At 43.3% G+C, this 455-nt stretch carries 1 protein-coding gene; it reads right to left on the bottom strand.

Going from position 1 to position 455, the window contains the following annotated elements; genetic code table 11:
- Positions 1 to 112 precede the first annotated feature (112 nt).
- Entirely contained in the window at positions 113 to 436 is a 324-nt protein-coding gene (locus V7R42_RS19905; RefSeq protein ID WP_334022401.1) for a low molecular weight protein tyrosine phosphatase family protein, read from the bottom strand.
- Positions 437 to 455 lie beyond the last annotated feature (19 nt).

The raw sequence follows: 455 nt of genomic DNA on the forward strand, positions 1-455 counted from the left end.
TAACTTTTAAATAAGGGGCGCAGGCACGTGGGGTACAATGCGAAGCAGCCCACGTGTATGCGTCCCAGTGACCAACGGGAACGGCTTAATTTGCTTGTTATGTACGTGCCACTTACAACCGTACAAACTTTGGAACCCTATTTTTTAAAAGGCGAACGAGTTCGGGCTGCATGCGTTCGTAATTGTCTGGTATGTCTAAGCAAGCCAATTTTTTACCTTTAAGTAAGTCTTTGTACTTTTTGGCGACTTTGTTTTTGTGAGACTTTTCCATGACTAAGATGGCGTCGGCCCATTCAATAAGGTCGCCTGAAAGCGGTGTTTCGGCATCTGCATTTGTACCGCACCCGATTGCGTTGATTCCTTCATATTCAGAAAAGACTTCCTCACCTGTAGGACTACGCAAACGATTTTCTGAACAAACAAATAATAGGTTCATATTTCCTTAAGTACATAAC

The sequence above is a fragment of the Alteromonas sp. S015 genome, from assembly GCF_036864485.1.
Taxonomy (GTDB): Bacteria; Pseudomonadota; Gammaproteobacteria; order Enterobacterales; family Alteromonadaceae; genus Alteromonas.